Below are 26960 nucleotides of genomic sequence, written 5' to 3'. Positions count from 1 at the left end.
TTACTTATTAACTTTTTTATTGGAGGATTCTATGAATGTCTTAATAACTGGTGGCTATGGTTTCATCGGTTCCTTTATAGCTGAAAGATTCTATAAGGAAAATCACTCCATTTTTATCATTGATAACTTATCGACTGGCAAGAAAGAAAATGTGCCTTTTAAGCATCGGTCGCTCATTTGCGATATTGAGGATGAAGAAAAATGCGAAAAATTCTTCCGAAATCATTCCATTGATATTGTTGTTCATTGTGCAGCTCAAACAAAAGTACAATTATCTGTCCATGAACCTCTAATAGACTCTTCTACAAATATTTTGGGATTAATTAATCTCCTTCATCTTTCTCAAATATACAAGGTAACAAAATTTGTTTTCTGTTCCTCTGCAGCGGTATATGGAAACAATGTAAATACTCCTTTAAAAGAAAATGAGAGTCTTAATCCCATCTCACCTTATGGGATTAGTAAAATGATGGGGGAAACATACTGTCAAAAGTGGGAGCAATTATATGGAGTTTCTTCCCTAATATTTCGACTATCAAATGTGTATGGACCTAGACAACATCTTAGCCAGGAAAGCAGCGTGATTTCAACCTTTACCAATCAAGTGCTTTCTAGTAAACCAATAACTGTTTACAGTGATGGAGAACAAACACGTGATTTCATTTATGTTGGTGACATTGCAGATGCTATCTTTCGATCGGTCATGAGTGAATTATCAGGAATCTACAATCTATCAACTGGAACAGAGATAAGCATAAACGAGTTAGTAAACGAGTTTAGCAGGTTACATCCGGTCGCGGATATCAAGCGAATCGAGAAACTTCAGGATAATATTAGTCGCTCCTCCTTAGATAATTCGAGTATCAAAGCCCAATTGGACTGGGTTCCTATGTATAGTCTTTCGGGAGGCCTGCAAAAGGTTATTGATTTTTACAAAGAAGAAAAAGCACCTATTGACAAGCAATCTGAACAAAAGGATGAAGTTGTTGTCACAAAGAGAATTCCATTCCTTTCATTTATTGAAAATATTGTACTCTTTATTCTTTTCTGGGCGGGGTTTTATTTTATTACCCCAATGATTGATACAGTGGACTTATGGATTATCTATGTGTTATTGACAGCCCTTATGTTTAACAAAAGCCAAATGGTTCTCGCTGCATTTCTCGCCATTGGTGTTCAGTTCTACGACCTTATGTCTGAAGGACGAATATGGACCTCTCTTTTTCTAGATAATTCAATCCTTGCGACCTTGACCATTTATCTATTAGTTGGTTTCATCGTGAGTTACAAATCAGATCACCAAAAAATTGAATTGCAGTTTACTAGGGACGAATTAGAATCAGCAAAATCAAAATACTCTTTCTTATCCAAGATCTACGAGGACACTCTACAGGTAAAAGAAGAATTAAGAGAACAAATTCTTCGGTCAGAGGATGGAATTGGAGTGATTTATCAGTCTGTAAAAGAGCTAGATAATTTAGAGCCTGAAGTATTATTTAATGGTGCTATTCATGTACTAGAAAAGACTTTAAAGGCTCGTAAATTTGCGATTTACTTAACAAATCCTAACGGGTATATGAGGCTAGCGGTCAAATCGAATGATCCAGGCTTTCAACCAGCTATTTCAATTAAATTAGAGCAAGGGTCTCTTTCCGAAAAAGCCTTACACTTTCAGAAGATTCTATTTAATATGAGTCTAGACCCTGTGGAGCCATCATTTGTTTCACCAATCGTTCAAAACAATGAAACGATTGCCTTAATCATCTGTTACGATGTGGATTTCGATCGTCTAACGCTTTCCTATCGTAATTTAGTTGATGTTACTAGTCGCTTGATCTCTTCTTCTTTGCAAAGAGCCTATGACTATATTAACGAAATTAATAAAGAGCGATACATCGAGGATACGAATGCACTGAAACCAACCTATTTTAAGAGAATGCTAGAAAATAAACAAAAAGGTCTAACTGAACTAAATCTTTCATTCATTATGCTACAAATGGAAACCAGAAGCTACTCTATTCAAGAATTGAGTTCGATTGGTTCCTTACTAAGAGTCAATGATTATTATGGTTACGATGAAAAAGGTGAACTATATATTCTATTATCGAATGTGCAAAAGAAGGATGCTCAGTTTGTTATCAATCGATTAAAGCAACAGGGGTTATATGCTTTCCTTACTGAGGAGGAAGCAGTCTATGCTGGTTAGTGTTCTATTAGTTTATTACCTTCTTTCTATTGTTTATTTAGTATCCATGTTTCTCTTAAAAAAAAGGGGACTAGCCCTTCAGGCAATTATTCTACTTTCTTGTCCGCTCCTTAGCTTTTTTATTCTTTACACCATTTTTAAAAAGCGTAAGGAGACGGATGCATTACCAGAATGGCTACTGCGACGAGAACAGTATGATGATAAAGTTCTAATGTCTCCTAATATACAAACAGAGACCAATGTCATCCCTTTTAACGATGCCCTTATATTAAATGACAACAAAACAAAAAGGACAATGCTCATTGATTTGTTAAAAGGACAATTTCAACAGAATATTGATGCTCTCGAATTAGCACTTCAAAGTGACGATTCAGAAACTTCACATTACGCAGCTACAGCAGTTCAGCATACGAAAAGAGAGCTTATCAATCAAATGAGAACAATTGAAGCACAATTAGATGAGGAGGAAGAGGATTACTCCCTACTTTCAATCTATCGAGATACTCTAAAACAATATATACGGATTGAATTTTTAGACGCACAAACTAGAAAAAAATATCTTTATTCGTACCTTCAAACTTTAACAAAGCTCATTCAGCTTCATCCAACACATAAAGACAAAAATTATATTGAGAAAATAAATACAGCCATTACTTTAGATGAGCATCAATTAGCAAGGGAGACAGCTGAACAATTTATCACCTATTTCCCTAAAGATGAAGATGCCTATTTTTATGCAATGAAGGTACACTTCCATATGCAAAATGAATTTGAGTTTAAACAAATTATGAATCAGCTACGTGTAACCGATATAAACCTTTCTCCAAGTCGGTTAAGTCAGCTACGTTTCTGGTTACAGGGTGAATCATATGAGAAATAATTTCTTTTTGGATAAAAGTATATACGTAATGATTGCTTTTGTAGGTTTATTAGGAATCATATTCATCCTTATTCGTTCGGATTATCTTTTAGACTATCGACATTTTAATGAGACCACAACGTCAGCAGTAGAGGAAGCGGATCGTGAAGAGTTGGCTGAAGCTTATAGCAAACCTTCTATACTTGTCCTTACGAGTGAAGACCAATCATCCATTTCCAATTCGATTGTCCAAACAATGAAGGAAATAGGGCAAATTCCTGTTTCTGTACCTATTACAAATCCATTAGACTTGGCTAGTAATGAGTATGAAGGGATTATTATTGCCACTGAAACCATCGACAAACTAAATAATCTGGAAAAGCTGATCTCCTATGTGGAGGATGGAGGTTCCGTCTTTTTTGCCGTTCGCCCATCTCCTGGTGCAGCACTTTCCACCTTATATCAGAGGCTAGGTATGATAGAGGTGGGATCATTCATAGAAACAAAGGGGATTGAATTATCTGATCCTATTTTTAAGGAAACCTTTAGCCAAAGGTTTCAATCTGACAAGATTATCAATTCATCTCTAGCAGTCAGACTCTCAAATACCGCAAAGATTTATGCCACCTCTAGTGATGGACTCCCTCTATTTTGGAGTTCTGCCCACGGTGAGGGTCAGTTTATCATGTTTAACGGAACGATTCTATCAGATCCCACTCAGCAAGCCTTGCTCATTCAAGGGATTCAAAGAATGAAAACCCATATGATTTATCCAGTTATCAATGCAAGAGTCACCGCCCTAAAAGGCTTCCCTTTTCCTATTTCAGGTGGAAAACACATGAGTGGAGGAATGACCAATGAGGAGTATTTTCAACAAGTCATTTGGGCTGACATGCAGCGTCTAGAAGCGAAGTACGATTTAAATTATACGGCATCGTTTGTGGCCTCTTATGAGGATAATCCTGACACCGCTACGTCTGGCGGGCATACCCAAGCTGATAAAGGGTTGTTGACCTTGAGTCACGAGTTGTTACGGATGGGCGGAGAGATTGGAGTACAAGGATTTAATCAACAGTCCCTAAGTCAGAAAAGCAGTAAGGACGTTGGAAGCTCCATGAAAGAGGTTGCCGCACAATTAGAGGAGGCTATTTCTAATTATCCTATTACATCGTTTATTCCTGTAGACGAAGTCCAATTCCTTGAACATATGGATGAGGTACAAGAGGCTTTTCCACACTTACGTACCGTTCTAGCAAATGTAAGCACTCCTACGGTTGAGGGCGAGTTAGCCACACTGCCAACAACCATTAATCATTTTGAAACGGATGACTATTCCAATTGGCTTATAGTCAATGAAATGACTAAAAGAGGATATTTTTCACATAGCCTCTCCCTTGATCGATTCGTTTATACTACTGATTTCGAGCAAGTCAACAAGCAATTTTCCTTATTTCAAGACAAGGTACAAACTGATGTTCCTTGGTTACGTAGCTTACCCCTGTCAAAAGCAGCAGAAGCGCTACCAAACTATATGCAAACTGAAGTATTTGAGGAAATCAATAAAAATGAAATTACCTTTCATTTATCAAGATTTTCTTCTCCAAGTTATTTTTATTTCTATACCGAAGAAGGCATTGTTGATACAGATAACTGCCAGCTTACGAAAATTGGACCAAATCTTTATTTAATAGAAGCAGAACAGCTTTCTTTTACTATTCGATTGGATGGATGATCATGAAAATTTGCTTGATAGCTGAAGGTTCTTATCCGTATGTTACAGGAGGGGTATCTAGTTGGATACAGTCCACCATGGTAAACATGCCAGAACATGAGTTTACCGTGTTATCCATTTCGGCAAAGGACACGGTTGGAGCGCAATCTAGATACCCACACCCCCCCAACCTTGCTGACATTCAGACGATACATTTAGGGACCTACTTAGATGAGGATATCACCTCCGGCAAGCGCTATTCTTTGACAGCTGATGAGAAAGAGGCATTCATTTCGTTAATTGGTGGCGTACAGACAGACTGGGATACATTATTTTCTTTTTTTACAAGTGGTCGCGTGGACTCTATTCTAAATTTTTTAGCCAGCAAGGACTTTTTTGATATTGTCCATGAATTGTGTCAAACCAGATTTGCTCAGGTTCCTTTTACCGATATGTTTTGGGCTTTACGCTCAATGGTTTTACCGCTATTTATCAGTATAGATAAACCAATGCCTGAAGCTGATCTTTATCACAGTGTATCTACAGGGTATGCAGGTGTGCTGGGAGCACTCGCTAAACAACAATACCAAAAGCCCTTTGTTCTAACAGAGCATGGTATATATACACGAGAACGAGAAGAGGAAATTATAAAAGCTGATTGGATTAAGGGCTATTTCAAGGATATTTGGATAGGTTATTTCTATAATTTATCAAACTGTGCTTATCAATATGCAGATGAAGTTACCTCTTTGTTTGATAGAAATCGAGAAATCCAAATAGAAATTGGTTGTCCCGCCGAGAAGACTTCCGTCATTCCAAATGGAATTGATTTAAACCGTTACGATATTAGAAACCGAGAAAATAAACCGGGGATCCATATTGGTGCCATTGTTCGAGTGGTACCGATTAAGGACATTAAGACAATGCTACAAAGTTTCTATATTGTTCAACAGGAAATTCCAGATGCTCAATTTTATATTATTGGGCCATTTGAGGAGGACGAAGAATACTACGAGGAATGTATTGATTTAACTAAAAGTCTGGGACTTAGGAACGTTATTTTTACAGGTGAAGTCAATGTAATGGATTACTTATCGTTTCTAGATATTCTAGTTCTAGCTAGTATCAGTGAGGGACAGCCCCTAGTCATTCTTGAGGGATTTGCCATGGGTATTCCTTGCGTGGCAACAGATGTCGGAAGCTGTTCAGAGCTTATTTTAGGTGGAAATGACCCATATGGGAAAGCAGGTAACGTTGTTCCGGTTATGCACTTTCATCTTTTGGCCAATGAGATCATACATTTGACGCTGGATGAACAAAAGCGAAAGAAGTGTGGAGAGAATGGCTATACTCGAGTGAAACAGCTATACCCTTTGCCATTAATGGTCAGTCGTTATAAATCCTTATATGAAAGGTGGGTTCACTAGTATGGCTGGAATAGGGTTTCAATTAAGGGATTTGTATAAGCAATCCCACTTTTTTAGTCAACTTCGGGCTTACGGTTATTCAGCCATAACTGCTGTTGGACCCATGCTCTTAACGATCCTCCTGATCACATTGACGAGAGAGTGGCTCCTATTTCTGCATGCACCCACTAGGGAGCTAAATATATTTATGGCTGCCGTGGAATACGCATTTATTTTTTCACAAATTTTCACTGGTGGATTTTTATTTGTGATCTCACGTTACGTAGCTGACCAAACCTTTATTGAGAAGGAAGAAAATGTCCTCTCCTCTATGTATGGGACCATTGGGGTTACAGTATTAATAGGATTCGTAGCGACTATTATTTTCTACTGGCATTCACCACTATCCTTCTCTTTTAAATTTCTATCTTATTTATTCTTAACTGAGCTTAGTATTATTTGGGTTCAGTCCATGTATGTCTCCGCATTAAAAGACTATAAGAGGATTGTAAAGAGCTACTTAGTAGGTATTCTGATTGCTGGTCTAATCATATGGGTGCTTACTCACTTTTTTCAATTAGTGACTGCTACATCTGTCTTTAGTGGGCTTGTGATTGGCTTCTTTTTCATAATGATGATGCTAATGAATGATATCTTTCGCTTTTTTCAGATTAATAATAAAAAGTACTTTCAATTTCTAGCTTATATGGAGAAATATCCACAGCTTTTTTTCATAGGACTCTTTTATTACCTAAGTCTATATGGTCATAATCTAGCTGCTTGGACAGGAAAACACCGTATAGTCGTGGAGGATACATTTGTCATTGCACCATATTATGATACTCCTGTATTCTATGCTTATCTAAGTGTCCTCCCTGCTTTGATTTTATTTATGGTGTCAGTAGAAACTTCATTCTATCAGTCTTACAAACAATACTACGGGAGAATTCTGAATGGATTTCCATTACAGGACATCCAAACCGCTAAGCATGAGATGTACCGTGTATTGAAGCTTGAAATTTTATTTTTATCTCAAGTACAGCTTTTAGTAACATTTATTTTCCTTTTCTTAGGTGTTCGTTTTCTACCATTTCTTGGGCTAACACCGGATCAGATTAGTATATTTATGGTTGTGGTTATCGGTAGTTGGTTTCTGAGTCTGATTATTACAATTTTCTTAATATTATTGTATTTTGATGAAAGAAAAGCAGCTCTTCTATTAATAGGAAGCTACGCCATTCTTTCCTTTACCGTAAGTGTCATCATAATCTTAGCCTTAAAGAACTATGGTGCTGGGATGTTTATTGCCTCTCTGATTAGTACACTCATTGGAGTTCGTTTGCTAATTAACCGATTAAATAATATAGATTATACCACCTTTTGCTCACAACCAATTATTTATAAAGAATCGATTACTAGAATGGAAAAAATGTTAAAAAGAGTCGGCCATTTAGACTAAACAGGGGGAGAAACATTGAGATTACCACCTTATTTTAAGACCTCAATTGTTGCTATTGTCCTATTTGTGAGCCTTCTAATTATAAAAGGCTTCCAGGAGACCTCAATAGCTAAGAAAGAAGCTTTACCCATTCCGGATACAGAACAGGTGAATGATGATCCAAGCGAGCCACTGATTGAGGACAAGCGAGTATACGATGGACATAATCTAGAGCTCAAACATGTTTATATTACGATATTTGATCAAGGAACCGTTCCGGGAAATGACATTTCTTTTTATGACTTGAATGAGTCCTATAAGGAATATAGCAATCTGGATTCTGGACCGAACTTAGATATCCTTTTTCAATCCGGAACTGAAGATGGCCCTAGTGATAATGGCTTTCTATCTGCCGGTAGTGATGTACCTAATGCAACGATAGAGCTGCGGGGACGATCCAGTCGCTTAGAAGCTCAAAAGTCCTATAAAATACGCCTTCAAGACAATGGAGGTTTATGGTATGGACAAAAAGTTATTAACTTAAACAAGCATGCGGATGATCAAACTCGAGTCCGTAACAAGCTTGCTTTTGACTATTTTAAAAAAATTCCTAACACCATTAGTCTTCGAACGGATTTTGTTCAACTTCATGTAAAGGATCTAACCAATTCAAGTTCAGACAAAGAATTTGTGGATTACGGTCTTTACACACATATTGAGCAATTAAATGATGAAGCACTTGCTGCCCGTGGATTAAATCCAGATGGACATCTGTATAAAGCTGAGAACTTCGAGTTCTACCGATATCCAGAACAATTAAAGCTATCAGATGATGCAACTTATGAAAAAAAAGTATTTGAATCGATTCTTAAAATTAATGGTAGCGAGAATCACGAAGAGTTATTAACGATGCTAGAGGATGTTAACGATGTTTCCAAACCATTTGATCAAGTATTTAAGACTTATTTTAATGAAGATAACTATCTAACATGGCTTGCTTTGAATATCATGTTCGGAAATTACGACACGATGTCAACCAACTATTATCTTTACAGCCCTTTGAATTCAGATAAATGGTACTTCATTCCTTGGGATTTTGATAAAGCTCTTGGAAGAGATTTGGAGATGACTAGTTCACTCCCAGACTGGCAGCTTGGTATTCAAAGATACTGGGGAACTGTATTACACAAGAGATACCTTCGTGATCCTCAAAATGTTGAAAAGCTAACAGCAAAGATTGAAGAAATTTCTGGTATTGTGAATGAGGAAACAACAAAAGGCATGATTGATCAATACTATCCTCTTGTAAAAGCATTTGTTTTAAATAAACCTGACTTAACTTATTTAAAGATAGAAGCCAATCAATATGACACATTCTATAAGAGACTTGAAACGATAACAACAAGAAATAAGGATCTTTATTATGAGTCAATAGAAAGACCTATGCCAATCTTTCTACATTATGAGCGTAAAAATGACCAGGACACCTTTGCTTGGGACGTTTCACATGACCTACAGGGAGATTCACTTACTTATCACTTCCAATTAAGCTCGGACCCGGACTTTAAACATAGTATTACCGATGTTAGTAATGCAAAGAATTTTAGCTTTGAATTGGATCCACTGCCATCTGGACGTTATTATTGGAGAGTTTTAGTCGAGGATGGAAATGGACATGAGCAAATTCCCTTCGATTATTATAGGGATAACGAAAAACGTGTTCATTGGGGTGTACAAGAAATCATTATTCCTTAAGGAGTAAAGGATGAAAAAGTTCAGACACGAATTAAAATACTATATAACCATTCATGATTACCACCTATTACGCAGAAAACTGGCTCTCATATTAAAGCAAGATAACAACTCTATCGATCAGCAAGGCTACCTGATAAGTAGCCTGTACTTTGATAATGTATATGATCACGATCTATTTCAAAAAAACAATGGGATATTTAGACGAAAGAAATTTCGCATTCGTATTTATAACCATTCAGACGAAGTAATAAAGCTAGAAAAGAAAAGCCGTCAAGGAGAGTATATCTTAAAAACCTCTGCATCGATAACGAAGGATGAGTATGAGAAAATATTGAATTATGACTACTTGTTTTTGAAAGAAAAGGACAAGCCTATCTACAAAGAATTCTATCATTACTTAAATAGTGAAACGATGCGACCTAGGGTTATAGTCAATTATGTTCGTGAGGCATATGTCAGCCCCATCGGGAATGTTCGTATTACCTTTGACAAGGAATTGAGCTTTGTTACGAATTCTATTGATTTATTTGGTGATTACCATGTATCAGAAGAAGTGCTGGAATTTCCGAAAATGGTTCTTGAGGTAAAGTATGATGAGTTTTTACCTGATTATATTAGACAACTGATTCAGCTAGACTCCCATCAAAGGTCAGCTATATCCAAGTACGTGTTATGTCGAATGGCTGCTATTCAATACCACGGCTTATAAAAGGAGAAATTAAGCTTGGAGAATAATGTAACGAATTTTAATGATGTGCTAAAAAATAGCTTTCTAAACAATACGATGTTTGGAAATTTATCGGCTACCGATATTTTACTGGGACTTCTAACCGCCTTTATGGCAGGTGCTTTTATATATGCGATTTATAAATACACCTATAAAGGAGTACTCTATAGCCCTTCCTTTAATATGACTCTCATTCTTATGACGATGATTACTTCCCTTGTCATTATGACGATTAGTACCAACGTGGTTCTTTCCCTAGGGATGGTCGGTGCCTTGAGTATTGTCCGTTTTCGTACAGCCATTAAGGATCCTTTAGATGTTGTGTTTATGTTTTGGGCTATCACTGCCGGAATTTCTAGTGGAGCTGGACTATATTTACTTACTCTGTTAGGAGCCTTAATTGTTGGTGGGATTGTGATTGCCTTATCTAAGAAAAAGAGCATTGACACCTTCTACCTACTAGTCATCCACTATGAAGAAGGAGCTCACGACGAGGTTCGGAGAGAATTACAGAAGATCAACTATACACTTAAATCGAAGATTATTCGTAGAAATACGGTTGAATTTACTGCTGAGGTACGCTTAAAAGTAGATAATACTGCATTTATGAATACATTAAATGATATTGAAGGTGTACAAGATGTTTCCCTCGTTCAATACAACGGAGATTATGCCGTTTAAAAAAGCAAACCCGGATAGTTACTCGGGTTTGCTTTTTTTAGTCCTGATAGGTATCTCCTTTTCTTAAAAAGGCGGGAAACTCCACTTTTTCACTTAGATCATAGCTTTCTTGATCGGAAACGACGGTAAGCACACGCACCCTTCCCCAACGTTGTTCCTTCCTTACATATTGTAACCACTTCTTCGCCCAGTCACTGTGCTGAGTATCTTCTGCTTTAAACCCTTCCCAAAGTAACCCGTCAATGTTGGAACGTGATGCTGCTTGATACGTTTCAAATCCTCGGTTTTGAATGATTAGCAGTTTGGGATAGTTCTTTTTGATATCCTCTAGGAGGATCCGGTAACTTTCTCTCATTTCCCGTTGAGTCTTTTGATCATTATGAAAGTAGTAGTCCAAATCATCTACTGTATCAAAAAATATGCCATCTAGCTTTTGGTCAGCAATATACTCCTTTATCTTCCAAAGCAATGCGTCACGATAATGACCTTCACGTAAGTCCATAACGTATGTATCATAGTCCTTAATATGAATTCTTTTGCCTTCAAGGATTGCATAATCTGTATCTCTTATATGTTCCTTCAACTCATCATTCCAATTTTCGAGCTGCATTAGGGAAACATACCCAAATATTTTTACTTTTTCTTCTTTTAATACTGAAATATCCTTTTCAGTGATTGCGGTAGGTTCTAAAATAACTGCATCACTCTTTAGTAGCTCTAGCCGCTTTTGGTCACTAATTGTATCATAATATATTTGGAAGGATTTTATTTTAAACATAGGTCCGTAGTAAAACATCCAAAGAAGTCCTCCCGTTAGAAGTAGCACCATTACAGATATGAGGATAATCAACCACCTCTTAACTTTCATATAATTCAATTGGTAACCCATCAGGGTCCGAGAAGAAGGTGAATTTCTTATTTGTAAACTCGTCGATTCTTACCGGTTCTACCTCTATTTTTTTCATTTTTAACTCCTCTACTACTTCTTCTATCCTTTCCACCTCAAAAGCGAGATGTCGTAGCCCAGCAGCCTCTGGAAAACTCGGTCTATTTGGTGGGTTTGGGAATGAAAACAATTCAATTTGGTATTGTCCATTTACCTCAAGGTCCAGCTTATAAGAGTCTCTTTCTTTTCGGTATACCTCATTCTTCGGTGTAAGCCCTAGTATATCAGTATAGAATGCCTTTGATTTCTCATAATTACTGCAAATAATAGCAATATGGTGAATTTTGATTAACTTCATATTCTACCCTTCCTTTTCAAAAAATTTTGACCCCTCCTTTATCAGAGGGGCCGTGTACGCCTATTCTGTTTGAAACACTCGTTTAACCTTCTCCACAACTACCTTCGAGCCACCTCTACCTTCTACATTTTCAATCATCATCGCAACGAGAAGACTAGGATTATCAGTGTTATAGGCTACGAACCAGCCGTTTTCTTTGCCTGCTTGGTTTTGCTTTTCTTTAAATTCAGCTGTTCCTGTTTTCCCTGCTAAAGGGAAGCCTTCCATCTTGGCAGCATTTGCTGTACCTCTTGGATGTTCTACTACTTGCTTTAATGCTTCATTTAACCTTGTTACATTTTCTTCGTCGAGGAGACCTGGCTTCCACACCTGACTATCTTCATCATCTAGTAGAAGGGTTGGCTTAATCATATTTCCGTTGTTCATTAGCATGGTGTACGTACTTGCTAGGTGAAGAACACTCATTTCGACTTGACCTTGGCCGTACCCTGAGTCCGCTAGTGTGACTTCTGAACTCATGTCACCAAAAGTGGACATTTCTAGCGGAAACAGGAAATCTGATTCTTCTTCAAACCCATATGCCTTTAAGCCTTGTTCGAATGGTTCTTTTCCAAGATCCAGTGCTGTTTGGGCAAAGTATACATTATCCGAATAAAGAAGTGCATCAGCTAAATTAACTGGTGCATTTGGATCCGTCACTCTTGTCACATAATAGCTACCCCATGAGGAGTCCTTTTGCCATTGCTTGCCACTTAGCTGCATGGTTTTTTCCCAATCGGTTGTTCCTGCTTGAAGGGCAATGGCAGCAGTAATTGGTTTAATGACAGATCCCGGTGCATAATTTGCTTTAAAACGATTAAGCAACGGCTGTTTTGGATCTTCCTCTAGCGCTTTCCAGTCAGCTGCTGTTGCTCCAAGGGAAAGTTTGTTAGGGTCAAAGCTCGGACTACTTACAAGTGCGAGTGTTTCTCCAGTTGTTGGATGAACAGCAGTACCCATTCCCGCCTCTCCTTGGAGTTCTATATGCATATCCTTTTGAACTGCCCCATCAATCGTTAGCTTTACATTTTCTCCTTCTTTGACAGGCTTTTCAGCTAATACTGTTTCTGTTCCATCTTCTTTTTGAATCAGAATCTGTACTCCTGACTCCCCTTTTAGACGCTTTTCAAGTACCTGTTCAAGTCCTCTTTTTCCGATCACATCATTCGAAGAGTATGTTCCTGGCTCTTGCTTTTCCAGTTCCTCTGCGGTAATAGCTCCTACGTAGCCAATCAGATGGGCAGCTGCTTCACCGAATGGATATACGCGCGCTTCGACGGTTTTTCTCTGGACCCCTGGGATTTGACCAAGTTGCGCTCTAAGTTCAGTATTAGCCTCCGAAATTGTTTTTAGTGGTACAAAATAATCGGGCTTAACCCAGCTTGCATTCAAAGCTTTTTCAATGCTTTCTTTCGACATCCCCAGAACTGCTGAAAGCTGTTCAATCACAGCTGCCTCCTGTCCTTCGATCTCCTTAGGAACGATCCCCATCTCGAGTGCAGTTCCTGTTGTTGCAAGCTCTAGTCCGTTACGATCTAGTATATCTCCACGTTTTGGTGTGGTCGTGTTGATTCCCACCTTGTTGCCTTCCTTTAGATCTGGAAAAATATATGTAGTATCCCAGTTAAGGTACCAGTTGGTGTTATCTTCTCTCTCTTCCTTTGTTAACCTGGCATCATGTTCAAAGGAAATTTCTCCAGCAATGCTGTCCATACTAACAGCAAATGGAAGACTAGCTTCTGTTACCTTTTTGTCACGTTCCTTTTCTTCTGCTGGTTTTTCATAAGTTACTTTTAGGTTTGTTATGCCAAGGTCGTTGTATATTTTCTTATATCGTTCGACAAACTCATCCTTTTTGATGCTGTCCTTCGCTTTGTCGGATAGGTAGCTATACATTTCCTCAAATTTTTGATCATTCCAAAGCTTTACATACGTCGAAAATCGATCCTCCGGCTGTGGCTCCTTATTACAGCTCGTTAGGATAAATAGTACGAAAATGATGAAGAGCCATAGGGACTTTTTCATGATTCTCCTCCTTTAAACCTCATTGTTCTATTTTACCATATTCCTGTAAACTCTACTTGAAGGGAGCAAATTTCTTTATTCGATCCATGGGAATTTGGGTTGTGGGTTGTAGTTGATGAATAGGATAGGCGTAGAACTGTACGGGGATACATTTTTGGGGAAGCTAAGCTTCCCCATAGATTAACTAACAAAGCCCTTTAGTGCTGTTTTTAATGCTTGTCTCTTCCCCATCTTCCTAAAGTCCTTTTTCTTTAGTTTCTCCGGTTTAAATGAGGTGTAGAACTTTGTTTTGTTTCTAAGTGTGTTCGCTGCGAGAACCACTTTTTCGCCCTCTTCAGCATTTGCTTTAATTTCTCTTACATGATTGAGTTGTAACCCTGTTTCAATTTGGCGACGTTCAATGGTCCCGTTTGCCTTCATGACATACAAGTAGGACTTTACTCCCTTTTGCTTTATCGATTTAGCCAATACGGTCAAAGCATCGTTTATTTCATTTGTGATTATCTTTAAGTCCACGTTTGAACCGTGAGGAATAGATGAGCTAGGCTGCTCATTTAATTGGATTGTATAGGAATAAAGAGTTTCCTTTTTTTCCTTTGGTTCAGTTTTTGGAAGGGTGGAGATAGTTGATATCGTTCCTTCCAATTTGTCTTTATGAAGACTTGACGATATTACTACCTTCATTCCCTCCTCAAGGGTTGGAATCTCTTTTTCTGTTAGAGTCGCTTCTACCTGTATGTCGTTTGATGTAATGGTAACAATCGGGTTATTTAAATCATGACGAATCTCTTTGACGATTCCAGCTATTTTGCTGTTAATCGTCAGGCTGGATAAGCTCTCGTCCATACTGGCAAGTGCAGTTTCCTGCTTGTCAAGTTCAGCTTCTAGTCTACTTACCTGTAATTCTTTTTCATAGATTTCAATTTCGAGTGAGTTGGCCATAATCGTGTTTGATGACTGATTTTCATCTGTTGTTGAACTTTCTATATCACTTAATAGGTCATCTAAACTGTCGATATTGTCTTCAAGAGCTTCTATATCATCTTCAAGCCTTGATATTTCTAGTTCCCTTTGAGCGATGGCCGCATCAATATCTACAGAGGAAAGCTCTAGGATGGGAGTATTTTCTTCCACCCGGTCCCCTTCTTTTACTAGAAATGCTTTTAAGTCCCCTGTATTTTCCCCATAGTAGATGTATTCCTCTTCTATTGGGGTAATCAAACCAGCATCGGTTTGTGATTCAACTAGGTTCTGCTCTCTAACGGTTGTCCATGTATCTACGAAGCTAAGCCTCTTGATTTCGCTATCCTTTTTGTAAATAAGATAGAGATTGCCGATCATAAATAGAGTGCTAACAACGATGACTGTCCACTTTTTCCAGTTCATAAATCTAGCAACTCCTTTATAGTATTTTTTCAAAATCGACGTAAGAGAAAAGTGCCAATACAAGCCAGATAAAGGCGTTTGTTGTTATAACAATGGCTAAGACGATTTTGTTGTTTCGGTTCATGTTGGATTTTACATATGTATACTGAAGTGCGATGACCCAAATTTGAAAAAAGGTGATCTGAGCTAAAAATAGGATGATATAACGATAATCTGTTATATACTGAGCAATAACTCCTAACGAGTATGGAAGTGACACTGAGTCAAGTCCTAGATAGAAGTGGAATAGGATACCGATTGCTTTTTCTAAGAGGATTATGGTCGTGATGATCAGTTGGATATTTACATATTTTATATAGTCAGTATCTGAAAAGAGCCAGAAAATGAGCGCTGGAAAAAAAATGAATAGTATTGTTCCTAGAACCCCTACTAATACTTGTCCAGCCGCAAACAATAGTTTGGTGGCTTCATATTCTGAAGGAGTTAACAGATAGATTTGATTTGATAACATTTCACTTCCTATACCTAGGTATGCACTAATGGAGTAGAGCAGGAAACTCGCGAAGGTTAGGATGATCGTATACTTCCAGGTTCCTTCTATTTTCTCAGCTTTTGTCAATTGGTGTCCAATGATGTATGGGTCTTTTAATCCGCGGAACAACTGTACACGATAGATCATGTTTTTCCTCCAATATTTGGCAGATATTCTGTTAATCCTACATTTTATTTTACTTGATTTGATATTTTTTGGAAACGGAATCGACAAAAATAGACCACTTCCGACGTGTGGTAGTCAAAATGGAAAGATGATAATTGTTCGAAATTTGGTTAGTATTTTATCGTTTAAGCATAGTTTGATAAATTCATAACTTATTGTTACCTAAATATTACCAACTTCGTCTAATATATAGAAAATAAAAAGGGGGGTAATTGTGGTTAAATACGACAGAGTGCTTACCAACAAAGAACAATACAATATTGAACAGATTTTAGACTTATATGGAGAGGAGATTAAACGATTAATATTTACCTACAGCAAAAATTGGTCAGTCACTGAAGATTTAACACAGGATGTATTTATTTCTGTTTATAAAAACCTTGATTCATTTAAAGGCAACTCCACTATAAAAAGTTGGATCTATTCAATTGCAATTAATCGATGTAAGGATTATTTGAAAAGTTGGAACTTCAAGAAGGTTTTATTGACTGATCGCTTCCCAATTTTACAAAGCACCCCTAAAACACCTGAATCAACAATCATATTTAAAGATGAATCACAGGAATTAATACAACGTGTATTCCTACTCCCATTAAAATTACGAGAAGCAATCATTCTATTTTATTATAAAGAATTAACTATAAAAGAAATAAGTGAATTACTAGATGTAAAGGAGTCTGTTGTAAAAATGAGGCTTCACAGGGGCAGAGAAAAACTTAAACTTTCTATATCAGAAGGTGATTGGAGTGAGTAAGGTGAACAAAAAGGAGATCAGAAAAGGGATTGATCTTTATATTTCACCAAGTGAAGTATTTACCATGGAAGATAAATTAAAGATTATGAATGCTATTCAGAATACCGAAAAAATAGAGAAAAAAAGCTTGTTACCTAAGATCCTCTCTGCTGCAGGGATAACTTCCTTGGCTTTTATCATTATGTATATAATAATCGGAGAACCACAAATCGATACTAGCCGAGAACTTGGTGAACAAGTACTAGTTGATACGGATAAACAGCCTTTCACAGATACTAGTGTTAACAGTAATCAGGCGGTGGAAAAAGAGAACCCTGATAGTACTTCAATAATTTCGGATGATTTTGATATCACACCGGAAGAAGAAATCATACAAAATACCCCTATTATACAGGATAAAACCAAGGATGTTACAGAAAAGGCTCCCGAAGAAGTCAAACAAGAGGCTCCTGTTACGCAAGTGGAGAAGGAAGAGGTAACTCTTAACTTTTTAAAGGAGAATTTATCAATTGGCATGACAACAGAACAGGTATACTCTCTCCTTGGTACTCCAAGTGTAGGCGACCAAACGGAACTGTGGCGTTATGACATCGGCACCGCCACTGACTACTCCTTTATTTCACAAGGTGAAGACCATATTGATTCCGAGGGATTAATTAATGGAAAGCTTAAGCTTCAATTATTTATTCGCTGGGATAGTAATAAGACACATACAATTTCAGTCGCATATCATGACCCTGCCGATCATTACATTGATGTTTTTCATCGTTTTCAAGATGGCACTGAAAAAACGGATTCTAAATAAGAGTAAAGAGCCCCATTTCCCTTAAGGGCTCTTCTTCCCAAGGAAAACCTTAAAGGGATAATCGTTCATTGTTCTTAAAAATCCTCTGAAGTTTAACTTCTGTACAATCAAAAAAAATTAATAAAAAACCCTTTAATAATTTTTATCCAACCAAATATAGATAACCACAATGGAATACTAATTAACACAATCCAATGAGAACCCTCAAAGAAATTACTTTTAGCGTGCATAGTATCACTTCCATGGATTTTTAATGTTTATATACCCCTTTTATCATTTCTATAAACATAATCTTTTGAGCTCATGGATTTATAAAATTTTCTCTCCATATGTTCTGGAATATCCTCTTGTTTTTAATTCAATAACAAGCTGTTTTGCATTTTCAAAGTCTGTATCAATGACTAACATATATGGATCTCCTGCTGCAGCCCTTTCATTTGGACCATATATTTTTAGTGCTACTCCTTGAGCTCTGAAACCTCTTTGTTCAAATTCAGCCACTAATGCTCTTGCTTGCCAAAAAGCAAGGTTTGGAATAATCACTTTATAGGGTGTACTTTGACTTTGAACTTGCAATTTCCTTTGTAGATTAAAAGCCTTTTCTACGCCAACCACATGAGCTCTAGCTACACTGTTAACCCACGCAGGATTTTTCATTTTTGAAGCATCCTCCGCATTATCTATAAACCCATTTTCCGTAAGAACAGCATCCATATTACTCTCTCTTAATACATGAAAATCTGCTTTTTTCGACCCACGATCCACCATATCAATCTTTGTAATAACTTCTAGATGAATCGTACGCTGAATTTGAGCAGTTCTAGAGGCTGATGATAAATTACTATGAATAAAATCCTCATACCCTCTACCCCCACCTGAATTAATATGGATGGAGAGAAAAAAATCTGCTCCCCAAGCATTTGCCATATTGGTTCGTTGGTTTAATGAAACCGTTTCGTCACCTGTCCGACTCATTCGCACTTCTACATTCGAGTATTCATTAATTAAAATTGATTGTATTGCAGATGCAATTTGTAGAGTAATATTCTTTTCTTGTATTCCATTTCCCACAGCACCAGAATCTGTACCACCATGTCCAGGATCAATAAATATCTTAACCACTTCATCTCCCCCTTAGGTTTTATTTTTTCTATTCCCTATTTCCTTAAGGAGTGAAACTAGACGATTGCGGATTTATTTATTGCCTTATTACTTCGTTGTACCTCTAGTGTCAAACTAAAAGAGCCCTAAAAAGGACTCTTTTTTATGCTTTATTCTGTTAACCGCATTATTAGCGGGGGTTTGTGCCCCAATCAAGAAGCTTTTGTTTCAGTTCATCTTCCATTTGCGCTAGTTCATGCTCGGCTTGACGGCGTTTGACTCGACCTTCTTGCTGGATACGGATGGTTTCCTCAAGTGTTTGGATAAGGTTTTCTTGAGTTTTCTTAAGCGTCTCAATATCAACTAGGCCACGTTCATTTTCTTTTGCTGTTTCAATGGTGTTTGTTTTTAACATCTCAGCATTTTTGAGTAATAGCTCGTTTGTTGTTTTTGAAACTTGCTTTTGAGCTTCTACCGCATTTCGTTGCCGGATAAGAGTGAGTGCAATGGCCACTTGGTTTTTCCATAATGGGATAGCAGTCATAATAGAAGACTGGATTTTTTCAATCAATGCTTGGTTTGTGTTTTGAATCAAGCGAATTTGTGGTGCACTTTGTACCGTTATTTCACGACTTAGCTTTAAATCATAGATACGCTTGTCTAGGCGGTCAGCAAATTGCATCATGTCATTGACTTCTTGGAATGCCATTTGATCTTGAGTCTGTTCGGCCTTTTGTTTTAGCTTTGGAATGGTAGATTGGTTCAGTTCATCGAGCTTTAATTCCCCTGCTGCAATATATACATTTAGCGCATGGAAGTATTCTTTATTGTGTTCGTAGAGTTTTTCAAGAAACACGACATCACTCATGAGTGTATTTTTTGAGCGCTCTAGCTTCACACTGATACGGTCAATTTGAGCACCAGTTTTTTGATACTTAGATAGAACTTCTTGAAGAGAATTAGTTATCTTTCCAAACATCTTTGAAAACATCGAGCGTTTTTCCTGTTTGAGTTCGTCAGGATTTACCTCATTGAACTTTTTCATGAGGTCAGAGAGAATTTCGCCCACTTCCCCAATGTCTTCCTTTTTCACATGCTCAATCATCGAATTCGAAAAAGTCATCAACTTTGATTGCGCTTGTGTTCCGTACGTGATGATGGCTTGATGATTTTTCGGATCAATTTGTTGGGCTAACTGAAATGCCTTTTCCCTATTCTCCGGTGGGATGACATCAATAAGTTTTAACGGCTTATCTGTTTGTTGGGTAGCTAGAATAGGTTGGTCCTGTGCTGATATTGGATCAGCAAATGGGTTTCCGAGCAAATCGTCTAACATATTGCTGCTAGATGCTGCTCTTTGCAATTGCGGCTCTGTGTTACGATCTGTCATTTAATTCTCCTACTTTCTTCATTCGGGTCTAGATCCTTCGGTTTGAGGGTAATCTTTTTTACTACATCTAACTCGAAGTTCAGTTTATCTATATCATTCGATAGGACTTGGTTTAAATCCTCTTCAATTACATGTGAAAGGTCTCGAAGAGTGCTTTTTGTATCTTGAAGAGAAATGAGTAATTCAGAGTTCTTTTTTGGCTGGTTGGACAGAAAAGCGTATTTTTCTGCAAGCTCAACCATTGAATCTAAGTGTGAATAATAGAACGGTTCCGCTTGGTAGAAGCGCTTTGGTTCTTTTTTTGTAATCGAATAAATCTTATTTGCTACTCGAAGCGTATCAAGCTGTTGCTTAAAAGCTGCCACATCCCTTACTTGGAAGAATGCTTTTCTTAACCGTTGGAGTTTAGGCTTTGCTTCCTTTAGGTTCTTTTTAATGTATACATACTCTTTACGTGAGATGTTGTACCTTTTGAATGTTTTTGCCTTTACGATTCCATTAGTGATTAAAAAGGCTACGATACCTGCAGCAAGTGAGATTCCTGATGCTGATAAAAAGCCAAAGTTTAGGCCGAAAAAGCTAACGAGCCACGTAGTAATGGCCGCTGGAATGGAGATGAAGAAAAATATTATCAATGCAATTAAGAAGTTCACTATAATCGACTCCTGACCTCTCGGGATTTCTATGTTAAGTAATACGAACGATTTCTTAAAAAGGTTTCATGTTTAAGTGTATCTAGACTTCGACACCTAATTTCCTCTATAACCAATATAACCGAAATCTCCTATATTCAAAATGGACTTCCTCTGTATTTGCATCTAGGTCTCAAGACCGAGAAGTTGGGTGACAGACACCGTTCGTGGACAAACACTCCGGTTTTGTCCATGTGGAGTGGACACTTTCTAACGTGATTTGATCATCCACCCACCTTTATTAACAATTTTGTCGGGCTTTGTAGAAGTTTTGGTTGTTTATTTATATTTGGTGGGTGGTAAATAAACAGTACTTGAAACCTAGGTTAAAGTGACAAATACAAAGGAGTGGTCTTATGAAGATTAAGGTCAAAAGCTGGAAGATGCTCACTGCCCAAGACAAAATCTTTATTTTAAAAGCCATTAGCTTTCGGTCACAAGCAATGTCTTCAAGTAATACTACAAACTGATTGTTTTCGTATGTAGCCTTCTAATTAGAAAAAATCGTTCTATTATAAATCGCCCGCTAGTTATTATAAGTGCAAAATATCTATGCCCACTTCAGCTATGCATTAATGCTTTTCTTTATTCCTCTTTTTCAGCAAAATTTTGTGATACTTTTTAACATATGTCCCACTACATGAATATACATACTATTGAAAGGAGGGATTATGTTGAATAGTTATCCGTTATTATTCTTAGCTTGTATCCTTGCGGGTTTTTCTCTGTTACGCGTCCCTGTAACCGGTTTCTTGGCTCCTCTTAGCCCATTAGTAACCGTTATTGGCGTTCTAACTGTTCTATTATTTGCTTTTGTTCTAATCTATCATGGACTAATGTTTTTAGCAGGTAAGAAAAAATTTTAATAGTTTTTCTAACCAGACCCATTTTGAACTGCCCCGTAAAAGTTAGACAATCTACTAACTTTACGGGTGTTTTTTATGGCTAAATTTACATCAGAAGATAAGATTAATAGTGTTTTAGGTATAAGCAAGGGAATGAATCGATAAAAAGTATCGGAAAAATTACTGAACCAAAAGTATTACGACAAAACAGATGCTGACGATTACATTATGCATGAGGACAATGAAAGAATTTACTTCTTGATCAAAACAAAGGCAGATGATTATTGTTTTACGAATTTGGCATTGATTCATGTGGATGGACAAAGCGCTGCGTCCTCAAAACGCACACTATATCGTTATCCATATACACAAGATTTCAAATGTGACGTTGGAAACGGCCGGAAAGCTTGACATGGATGTTGAGATTAAGTTTCGATTAGGTGATGCCCAATTTGATATAGATGTTCAAAAGGATCAAATTGAGAAGCTTAAGGATTTGTATAAGGCCTTACTACGTATCTAGGAATACTTGTGAGAACTCAGTTGTTACAAGCCTAGCGAACGAAAGTCTGGAGAAGGCTGTTGAAATCCTTCAAAATTCTCGTACTGAGGAACTAAAGCTTTCTGAACAGTATAAGGAATTAACTGAGTTTGGCTTTAACTGGTTAACGTTATTCGTGAACAATACCATGAGAAAGACTTTGGAGATGTGTTTGAGAAGTATATCAACAACTAATAATGAGAAAGAGGAGACCTCATTGAGCCTCCTCCTTTTTATTTATCTTTAAAATACTTAAATTGTGCAGGCCTTAACAACTTCAAACTTACTCATCAAAGCTAATAGTTTCCAAAGTTATAGCTTCTGCTTCCGGAGGATTCGACCACCAATTTATTCCATTACACTTTACCAATATATTTTCTCCCTCATCTACTTGGGATAGCATTTCGCTATTCTCCACTTTTACTGTAATGTTTTTAGAATTGTGACTTGTCGCCCCTACTAGTTCAACATCAACACTTTTTTTATCCCGGTCAGTAACGTACCCCTCAAAATAAGTATCTTCTGGATTTGAACAAGCAGTTAGGCTTAACAACAGTATCAATAAGACAATAAATCTCATATTTCGACACCTCATAATATTAGACGATATTGGAATTATTTAGTTTCTATTATCAAGTCTAAATATTATGGTTTTTCCTGTTTTTTGTAAATATAAATTTAAGGTTATAATAAGTTTTTTTTATAGATACTACATTTTCAATAATAATGAAAGTGTAAATACTAGACTAATTATCCATATCCTGCATCCAACCGAGATTGTTAATCCAACCCATATTATGGTATAATCCTTTAAATAGGCTATAATAGAAAGTTGAATAAAAATGATTATAAATTTAACAAAACAGTTAGTTATTTCGACAAAATACACTATTGCTAACACTTTTATTTCTCGGTTCATGGGTCTCATAGGAAGAGATTCATTATCAGATGGGGAAGCTCTGATACTTCAACCCTGTACCAGTATTCATACATATTTTATGAAGTTTCCTATCGATTGTATTTTCCTAGATAAAAATAATTATGTAATATACATCGTATATCATTTAAAACCTTGGAAGTTAAGTCCTATTTTACTAAATGCCCGGACTGTTATTGAACTACCATCACATATTCATCTAAAAGACCAAATAGACATTGGTGATAAAATAGTTTATAAAATAGAGTCTTATACTTGATAAACCTACCATACTAATAAGAACTTCTACGATAAAGGAAAGAGGATAAATATAAATGCAACATATTACCTTTTCAGATATTGAACATAAATCAACCTTTCAAATATTTAAACTATCTTTTCAAAGAGGAAAATCTGCTTATCTATCGCTTGTATTCTACCTAGTTTTATTTTTACCCCTCTTGTTTTTTCTTGAAAATATAATTGTTAGTTCATTAAACACATTTAGAGGAGAACAGGCTTTTCTTTTCTTTTTTGATAACCTTTTTTTGTCTTTGTATTATGCTTTTACTGTACTAATCTTTTCAAAAAATTCAGATTCATTTTTCAAGGTTCAAATAAGTTCTTTTAGCGTTCTTTTAAAGACCCTTCCTGCTATTCTACTAGCTTCTATAGTATATTATTTGTCGATTTTGTTTGGATCTTTACTTTTGCTTATACCCGGGGTACTTTTCCTCATCTGGTTTTACTTATATCCAATTGTTATAACTAGTGAAAAGCAAAAATCTTTAGCTTCCTTTAACAGAAGTCGATATTTATTAAAAGGTCACTTCTTCCAACTTTTAATATTATTATTAGTCTATACAGCTACTAGATATGTATTAGAGATGATTTTCCAAAAGTTACAACTATTGAATGGGATGGCAAACGATTTAGTAGCTTACACCTTAAGCGGAGTGCTTACCTTACCGTTTGAAGCAACTGCCTTATTTTTATTTTACCTATCAGTTAGAGCAGAGAAAGAAGCGTTTAATTTTAGTGAGTTTAATAAAACTTTTTATAAGACAAAAATCAGCTAAGTTTAATCCTTAGCTGATTTTTCAAGTCTTACTTCCTATTAAAAAGTTTTTGAAATTCTTTTCATATATTCTTAGATAAATTACAATAATCCACCTTTCTAAGATTAACTAATTTGTACCTTTGAAGAATCTGTTAGAGTAACCTCGTTAAAACCAAATAATTTTAAAAAGTATAGGGGAACTTGGATGGTGGCAACTACCTCAACTTGATTTTCATTGATTATCTTAACTGAACTCACTGTTGCACCAGGCATATTTTTATATAAGTATTGATTTGCCAATTGCTGAGCGTGATAATTGTCCAGAACCACCTTATTTGAATCTGTCCATACTTGCCTATCATATGAATCAAGAGCAGCCCAGGCGGCAGCATCAACAGCACCTGATAAATTAGACTTTTTTAAACTGATGATTCCTGTGTCTATAACCAGTCCACCAAAAACTAACAATACAGGGAGCATTAATACCCAAAAACTGAGTATACTGCCTCTCTCATTGATTAACTTTTGTCTTACACTCATATAACCTGCTCCTTTTGGATTGAATATTAAAGTATTAAATAAGATGAGCTATGTTTAATTTCCATAGTCCCCTTTCCAAAAATTGTACTAATTAATCCTACAGGTATATGATACTCATATATGACCTCAACCTCGATCTCATTACCGGAGTGAGTAATATTTACTTCTCTATCTTCACCAACCAGGGCATTGCTTACTATTGTTAGAGCTGTATTCTTTACCTTGTTATTTTTTTCTTCAATCGTTAATGTATCATCATTGTATATGGCTCCTCCTACTCTCGCCCCTTGGGAGGACGCAAGCACTACGATTGTCTTCGCATATATAACGGAACCTATTACTAACACACCTGTAACTAGTAGAATGAAAACAGGAAGTATAACAGCAAATTCAGTAACAGACTGACCTTTCTGGTTCTTTAAATTCCTTAGTACATGTACCAAATTGTTAACACCGTCCCTAGCATTATGGGTACACCATAAGGTAATTTTGTTGTAGACGTTACCTCAATATGTTCCATAAACCCTTTTATTGCTCTAGTAAATAATAATATATGGAGGCCTTTTATTATACTTATCAGATATTCTATATTTCTTTGTCTAACAAGTACAAAAGCAGAATATGCCCCTCCAACTATAATTACTATAAATATATTCAGTAGTGAAAATTTGTAACCCATTAATACTCCAATACCAACCATCAACTTCACATCACCAGCACCTAACATTCCAAGGCCATAGGGAACTAATAATATTCCTAAGGTAACTATTAGTGATAGAAAACCTTCGTAAAGTCCCAACCATCCGCTATAAATAACGTTATATATCAACCCAGTCAGAACTAAACTAAAAGTCAGATTATTAGGGATTTTTCTGGTGTTAATGTCAATGATTGCTCCTGCTATTACTATACCAATGCAAATGATAACCTTTAACTCCAACTCATAGAACATAATAGTTGTTATATTACTATTGATCATTTTTTATAACGCGTCTTTGATTTCAGTGAATGTCTCCACTATCTTATCTTTTAAAGCGACTAGGACAGTAACAGCTGCTACTGCAATTATTCCTAGTATTAATGCATATTCACCTAATGATTGTCCACTTTCGTCCTTTAAAAAGTTCTTAATATTCTTCATTAACTACACTTCCTTAATAAAGTTATGAAACAAATAATACTTACCTGCATAAGTAACATTAAATAGTCTTATTATTAAAAGATTTAAAGAGCATCCTTAATTTTTGTAAAAGTTGTAATTAGTTTATCCTTTAGTGCTACTAGAACAGTTACTGCTGCTACAGCAATTATCCCTAAAATTAATGCATATTCACCTAAAGATTGTCCACTTTCATCCTTTAAAAATTTTTTAAAAAACCCAGTAAACTTAATCATTCCACTATTCCTCCCCATTATTAATTACAAGCTAATTCATTCCACTTAACTCAGCGGTAACACCCTTGGTATAATCATAATCTTCAATAATTCCATCCTTGGGAAAATCATATCTTAAAGCACGTACCTCCCCAGTTTTTAACTCCCCTACATGCTCTGGGATGAGATCCAAGGTATTCTCCACCGTTTTTTCTCCGTATACACTGAATAAACTAAGAACTGCTCCATTTAGATCTTCTGCTGTAATGGACTTATCTAATCCATTTCTAATTAAGATTAGAGCAGCCACAGTTTCACCCTCATTTTTAGCTACTACTGGGATGACATCGACCTTTCCTTTTTCAATAGTTGGATATTTTTCTATAAAACTAGCTAGTAGATTTTGTGCTTCTGGAGTTGTAAAATGCGGTTGATTCTCTAAAATTACTAAATTTGCTTTTATATTTTCATTTACTGCTTCTGTTTCAGTTCCAATTTGTTGAGCTACATCTTCCTTTACTTCATGATTGGTTTCTACTTGAGGTTGACTCTGTTTCTCACTGCATCCTACTAGGAGGAGTACTGTCATTAACCCTATGCTTATTTTTAACATTTTCTCATTCACCTTTTGCTATGGGGAGGAATATAGCTAGTCTCCCCATAACCGTTTATTTTGTCATTATCTCCATTTCGGTTTGCGGAACAGATTTGAAATTCCTGATTTTACACTGTTTACTGCTTTCTTCG

28 protein-coding genes and 1 pseudogene are annotated in these 26960 nt (G+C 36.5%); 14 read left to right on the top strand and 15 right to left on the bottom strand.

Translation table 11 applies throughout. From position 1 onward, the window contains the following. Positions 1–31: 31 nt before the first annotated feature. Genes BKO01S_RS15015 through BKO01S_RS14980 form a run of 8 tightly spaced genes read left to right on the top strand, consistent with a single transcriptional unit; the run spans position 32 to position 10783 of the window. Positions 32–2206 (top strand): NAD-dependent epimerase/dehydratase family protein, encoded by a 2175-nt coding sequence (locus tag BKO01S_RS15015; protein WP_066055659.1) that lies wholly within the window; start codon positions 32–34, stop codon positions 2204–2206. Continuing rightward, positions 2196–3086 carry a hypothetical protein gene (locus BKO01S_RS15010; RefSeq protein ID WP_066055656.1) on the top strand — a complete coding sequence of 297 codons (891 nt, stop codon included), beginning with the start codon at positions 2196–2198 and terminating at the stop codon, positions 3084–3086. The genes BKO01S_RS15015 and BKO01S_RS15010 overlap by 11 nt, the downstream gene beginning before the upstream one ends. Beyond that, entirely contained in the window at positions 3076–4797 is a 1722-nt protein-coding gene (locus BKO01S_RS15005) for a DUF2194 domain-containing protein (RefSeq protein WP_066055653.1), read from the top strand. Before BKO01S_RS15010 ends, BKO01S_RS15005 begins: the two co-directional genes overlap by 11 nt. Positions 4798–4799: 2 nt before the next feature. Continuing rightward, positions 4800–6203, top strand: coding sequence for a GT4 family glycosyltransferase PelF (pelF, locus tag BKO01S_RS15000; RefSeq protein WP_066055650.1), 1404 nt, complete (start codon positions 4800–4802; stop codon positions 6201–6203). Between the two features lies 1 nt (position 6204). Further along, a complete protein-coding gene (pelG, locus tag BKO01S_RS14995) occupies positions 6205–7641 on the top strand; it encodes an exopolysaccharide Pel transporter PelG (RefSeq protein WP_066055647.1) in 1437 nt (478 codons plus the stop codon). A 15-nt stretch (positions 7642–7656) separates the two neighbouring features. Next, on the top strand, positions 7657–9375 hold the full coding sequence (locus BKO01S_RS14990; RefSeq protein ID WP_066055644.1) for a CotH kinase family protein: 1719 nt from the start codon (positions 7657–7659) through the stop codon (positions 9373–9375). A gap of 10 nt (positions 9376–9385) precedes the next feature. Next, positions 9386–10084, top strand: coding sequence for a polyphosphate polymerase domain-containing protein (locus BKO01S_RS14985; RefSeq protein WP_066055641.1), 699 nt, complete (start codon positions 9386–9388; stop codon positions 10082–10084). A 15-nt stretch (positions 10085–10099) separates the two neighbouring features. Next, positions 10100–10783 (top strand): DUF4956 domain-containing protein, encoded by a 684-nt coding sequence (locus BKO01S_RS14980; protein ID WP_066055638.1) that lies wholly within the window; start codon positions 10100–10102, stop codon positions 10781–10783. A 37-nt stretch (positions 10784–10820) separates the two neighbouring features. On the opposite strand, the gene BKO01S_RS14975 is transcribed toward BKO01S_RS14980, so the two are convergent. The 5 genes from BKO01S_RS14975 to BKO01S_RS14955 form a co-directional block, all read right to left on the bottom strand. Continuing rightward, positions 10821–11579, bottom strand: a complete 759-nt coding sequence (locus BKO01S_RS14975; protein WP_066055635.1) for an endo alpha-1,4 polygalactosaminidase — start codon at positions 11577–11579, stop codon at positions 10821–10823. A 61-nt stretch (positions 11580–11640) separates the two neighbouring features. Continuing rightward, entirely contained in the window at positions 11641–12027 is a 387-nt protein-coding gene (gene gloA2, locus BKO01S_RS14970) for an SMU1112c/YaeR family gloxylase I-like metalloprotein (RefSeq protein ID WP_066055632.1), read from the bottom strand. 60 nt (positions 12028–12087) lie between these two features. Then, complete coding sequence (locus tag BKO01S_RS14965) at positions 12088–14091, bottom strand: penicillin-binding transpeptidase domain-containing protein (RefSeq protein WP_066055629.1); 2004 nt, start codon at positions 14089–14091, stop codon at positions 12088–12090. A gap of 180 nt (positions 14092–14271) precedes the next feature. Further along, on the bottom strand, positions 14272–15477 hold the full coding sequence (locus BKO01S_RS14960; RefSeq protein WP_066055625.1) for an efflux RND transporter periplasmic adaptor subunit: 1206 nt from the start codon (positions 15475–15477) through the stop codon (positions 14272–14274). Between the two features lie 16 nt (positions 15478–15493). Next, a complete protein-coding gene (locus tag BKO01S_RS14955) occupies positions 15494–16156 on the bottom strand; it encodes a hypothetical protein (RefSeq protein ID WP_066055623.1) in 663 nt (220 codons plus the stop codon). Positions 16157–16409: 253 nt separating this feature from the next. Between BKO01S_RS14955 and BKO01S_RS14950 the strand changes: the two genes are divergently transcribed. After that, positions 16410–16949, top strand: coding sequence for a sigma-70 family RNA polymerase sigma factor (locus BKO01S_RS14950; RefSeq protein WP_232311250.1), 540 nt, complete (start codon positions 16410–16412; stop codon positions 16947–16949). Next, entirely contained in the window at positions 16942–17754 is an 813-nt protein-coding gene (locus tag BKO01S_RS14945) for a hypothetical protein (RefSeq protein WP_157077385.1), read from the top strand. Before BKO01S_RS14950 ends, BKO01S_RS14945 begins: the two co-directional genes overlap by 8 nt. Positions 17755–18063: 309 nt before the next feature. On the opposite strand, the gene BKO01S_RS14940 is transcribed toward BKO01S_RS14945, so the two are convergent. From BKO01S_RS14940 to BKO01S_RS14930, 3 genes are all read right to left on the bottom strand, one after another. Then, positions 18064–18876, bottom strand: coding sequence for an N-acetylmuramoyl-L-alanine amidase family protein (locus tag BKO01S_RS14940; RefSeq protein ID WP_066055614.1), 813 nt, complete (start codon positions 18874–18876; stop codon positions 18064–18066). Between the two features lie 169 nt (positions 18877–19045). Beyond that, on the bottom strand, positions 19046–20245 hold the full coding sequence (locus tag BKO01S_RS14935) for a toxic anion resistance protein (RefSeq protein WP_066055611.1): 1200 nt from the start codon (positions 20243–20245) through the stop codon (positions 19046–19048). After that, positions 20242–20898 (bottom strand): 5-bromo-4-chloroindolyl phosphate hydrolysis family protein, encoded by a 657-nt coding sequence (locus BKO01S_RS14930; RefSeq protein ID WP_066055609.1) that lies wholly within the window; start codon positions 20896–20898, stop codon positions 20242–20244. The genes BKO01S_RS14935 and BKO01S_RS14930 overlap by 4 nt, the downstream gene beginning before the upstream one ends. A 713-nt stretch (positions 20899–21611) precedes the next feature. Here BKO01S_RS14930 and BKO01S_RS14925 point away from each other — a divergent pair. Together BKO01S_RS14925 and BKO01S_RS24420 are read left to right on the top strand one after the other, a co-directional pair. Further along, positions 21612–21803 (top strand): hypothetical protein, encoded by a 192-nt coding sequence (locus BKO01S_RS14925; protein ID WP_232311249.1) that lies wholly within the window; start codon positions 21612–21614, stop codon positions 21801–21803. Positions 21804–21965: 162 nt separating this feature from the next. Continuing rightward, positions 21966–22518 (top strand): annotated as a pseudogene (locus BKO01S_RS24420) (PH domain-containing protein). A gap of 88 nt (positions 22519–22606) precedes the next feature. Here the strand turns inward: BKO01S_RS24420 and BKO01S_RS14915 are convergent. Beyond that, positions 22607–22903, bottom strand: a complete 297-nt coding sequence (locus BKO01S_RS14915) for a hypothetical protein (RefSeq protein ID WP_066055602.1) — start codon at positions 22901–22903, stop codon at positions 22607–22609. A gap of 262 nt (positions 22904–23165) precedes the next feature. Between BKO01S_RS14915 and BKO01S_RS25225 the strand changes: the two genes are divergently transcribed. Together BKO01S_RS25225 and BKO01S_RS14905 are read left to right on the top strand one after the other, a co-directional pair. After that, entirely contained in the window at positions 23166–23519 is a 354-nt protein-coding gene (locus BKO01S_RS25225) for a DUF192 domain-containing protein (RefSeq protein WP_066055600.1), read from the top strand. Positions 23520–23574: 55 nt separating this feature from the next. Next, a complete protein-coding gene (locus tag BKO01S_RS14905; RefSeq protein ID WP_066055597.1) occupies positions 23575–24318 on the top strand; it encodes a hypothetical protein in 744 nt (247 codons plus the stop codon). A 104-nt stretch (positions 24319–24422) separates the two neighbouring features. Here BKO01S_RS14905 and BKO01S_RS14900 read toward each other — a convergent pair whose 3' ends face one another. From BKO01S_RS14900 to BKO01S_RS14875, 6 genes are all read right to left on the bottom strand, one after another. Further along, complete coding sequence (locus BKO01S_RS14900) at positions 24423–24839, bottom strand: TadE/TadG family type IV pilus assembly protein (protein WP_066055594.1); 417 nt, start codon at positions 24837–24839, stop codon at positions 24423–24425. Positions 24840–24865: 26 nt separating this feature from the next. After that, entirely contained in the window at positions 24866–25282 is a 417-nt protein-coding gene (locus BKO01S_RS14895) for a TadE family protein (RefSeq protein WP_066055591.1), read from the bottom strand. Then, on the bottom strand, positions 25267–25818 hold the full coding sequence (locus BKO01S_RS14890) for an A24 family peptidase (protein ID WP_066055587.1): 552 nt from the start codon (positions 25816–25818) through the stop codon (positions 25267–25269). Before BKO01S_RS14890 ends, BKO01S_RS14895 begins: the two co-directional genes overlap by 16 nt. Before the next feature lie 3 nt (positions 25819–25821). Continuing rightward, positions 25822–25980, bottom strand: a complete 159-nt coding sequence (locus BKO01S_RS14885; protein WP_066055585.1) for a Flp family type IVb pilin — start codon at positions 25978–25980, stop codon at positions 25822–25824. 83 nt (positions 25981–26063) lie between these two features. After that, the gene (locus BKO01S_RS14880) at positions 26064–26234 is read right to left on the bottom strand and encodes a Flp family type IVb pilin (RefSeq protein WP_066055582.1); all 171 of its coding nucleotides are present in this window, start codon (positions 26232–26234) and stop codon (positions 26064–26066) included. Between the two features lie 31 nt (positions 26235–26265). Next, positions 26266–26826 (bottom strand): SLAP domain-containing protein, encoded by a 561-nt coding sequence (locus BKO01S_RS14875; RefSeq protein WP_066055579.1) that lies wholly within the window; start codon positions 26824–26826, stop codon positions 26266–26268. Positions 26827–26960 lie beyond the last annotated feature (134 nt).

The organism is Robertmurraya korlensis NBRC 107688, assembly GCF_001591645.1.
In the GTDB taxonomy this organism is placed as follows: domain Bacteria; phylum Bacillota; class Bacilli; order Bacillales; family Cytobacillaceae; genus Robertmurraya_A.
Note: the sequence above shows the minus strand (reverse complement) of the source record. Positions and strands in the feature narration are given on the sequence as shown.

Coding starts and splice junctions, on each gene's coding strand:
- BKO01S_RS14875 (WP_066055579.1), bottom strand. CDS start 26,826: ATGTTAAAAATAAGCATAGGGTTAATGACAGTACTCCTCCTAGTAGGA.
- BKO01S_RS14880 (WP_066055582.1), bottom strand. CDS start 26,234: ATGATTAAGTTTACTGGGTTTTTTAAAAAATTTTTAAAGGATGAAAGT.
- BKO01S_RS15010 (WP_066055656.1), top strand. CDS start 2,196: ATGCTGGTTAGTGTTCTATTAGTTTATTACCTTCTTTCTATTGTTTAT.
- pelF (WP_066055650.1), top strand. CDS start 4,800: ATGAAAATTTGCTTGATAGCTGAAGGTTCTTATCCGTATGTTACAGGA.
- BKO01S_RS14965 (WP_066055629.1), bottom strand. CDS start 14,091: ATGAAAAAGTCCCTATGGCTCTTCATCATTTTCGTACTATTTATCCTA.
- BKO01S_RS14985 (WP_066055641.1), top strand. CDS start 9,386: ATGAAAAAGTTCAGACACGAATTAAAATACTATATAACCATTCATGAT.
- pelG (WP_066055647.1), top strand. CDS start 6,205: ATGGCTGGAATAGGGTTTCAATTAAGGGATTTGTATAAGCAATCCCAC.
- BKO01S_RS14905 (WP_066055597.1), top strand. CDS start 23,575: ATGCAACATATTACCTTTTCAGATATTGAACATAAATCAACCTTTCAA.
- BKO01S_RS14960 (WP_066055625.1), bottom strand. CDS start 15,477: ATGAACTGGAAAAAGTGGACAGTCATCGTTGTTAGCACTCTATTTATG.
- BKO01S_RS15005 (WP_066055653.1), top strand. CDS start 3,076: ATGAGAAATAATTTCTTTTTGGATAAAAGTATATACGTAATGATTGCT.
- BKO01S_RS14900 (WP_066055594.1), bottom strand. CDS start 24,839: ATGAGTGTAAGACAAAAGTTAATCAATGAGAGAGGCAGTATACTCAGT.
- BKO01S_RS14955 (WP_066055623.1), bottom strand. CDS start 16,156: ATGATCTATCGTGTACAGTTGTTCCGCGGATTAAAAGACCCATACATC.
- BKO01S_RS15015 (WP_066055659.1), top strand. CDS start 32: ATGAATGTCTTAATAACTGGTGGCTATGGTTTCATCGGTTCCTTTATA.
- BKO01S_RS14935 (WP_066055611.1), bottom strand. CDS start 20,245: ATGACAGATCGTAACACAGAGCCGCAATTGCAAAGAGCAGCATCTAGC.
- BKO01S_RS25225 (WP_066055600.1), top strand. CDS start 23,166: ATGATTATAAATTTAACAAAACAGTTAGTTATTTCGACAAAATACACT.
- BKO01S_RS14915 (WP_066055602.1), bottom strand. CDS start 22,903: ATGAGATTTATTGTCTTATTGATACTGTTGTTAAGCCTAACTGCTTGT.
- BKO01S_RS14885 (WP_066055585.1), bottom strand. CDS start 25,980: ATGAAGAATATTAAGAACTTTTTAAAGGACGAAAGTGGACAATCATTA.
- gloA2 (WP_066055632.1), bottom strand. CDS start 12,027: ATGAAGTTAATCAAAATTCACCATATTGCTATTATTTGCAGTAATTAT.
- BKO01S_RS14975 (WP_066055635.1), bottom strand. CDS start 11,579: ATGTTTTACTACGGACCTATGTTTAAAATAAAATCCTTCCAAATATAT.
- BKO01S_RS14890 (WP_066055587.1), bottom strand. CDS start 25,818: ATGATCAATAGTAATATAACAACTATTATGTTCTATGAGTTGGAGTTA.